Origin of the sequence: Leisingera sp. ANG-DT, assembly GCF_000813785.1 — a bacterium.
Lineage (GTDB): Bacteria > Pseudomonadota > Alphaproteobacteria > Rhodobacterales > Rhodobacteraceae > Leisingera.
Genome location: NZ_JWLE01000076.1, coordinates 1 through 529, shown reverse-complemented (window position 1 = coordinate 529; position 529 = coordinate 1). Strand labels below are relative to the sequence as shown.

The window sequence follows — 529 nt, the reverse complement described above, 5'->3', positions numbered from 1 at the left end:
AGCGGCATCGCGGGCCTCACTCGCCGGGGCGGGACAGGGAAAACAGATCGCGCACCACAGAATAGTCGCGGTAGCCGAGGCGTGCCAGCGGCTGGAACGCGGTGACATCGAAGGCACCATCGCGCAGGCAGTCGTCGCGCAGGTGCACACCGGTCACCTCGCCGAAGACCACCTTGTTGGCTTCGCCCGGCAGGGTGACGATCTGGGTCAGTTTGCACTCCAGCGCCGCGGGGGCGGCGGCGACGCGGGAACAGATGATGGTTTCGCATTCCGCGGCTTCAAGGCCAGCATGGGCAAACTCATCGGTGCCCTTGGGCAGGGCGGCGGAGCTGGCGTTCATCGCATCGCGCAGCGCGTAGGAGACCACGTTGACACAGAAGACGCCGGTGGCCTCGATATTGGCGACCGAATCCTTGGTGCCCTGCTGGTCCGGCTTGGCGCTGGTGGAGGCAAACATCACCTGCGGCGGGGTATAGGCGACGGCGTTGAAGAAGGAGTAGGGCGCCAGGTTGTTCACCCCGTCCGGCGA

1 protein-coding gene is annotated in these 529 nt (G+C 66.2%); it reads right to left on the bottom strand.

All coding sequences use genetic code 11. The features are described from left to right. Positions 1 to 16: 16 nt before the first annotated feature. Positions 17 to 529: flavin reductase family protein (locus RA21_RS21790; protein ID WP_039152711.1), on the bottom strand; the 513-nt coding region annotated here is incomplete at its 5' end.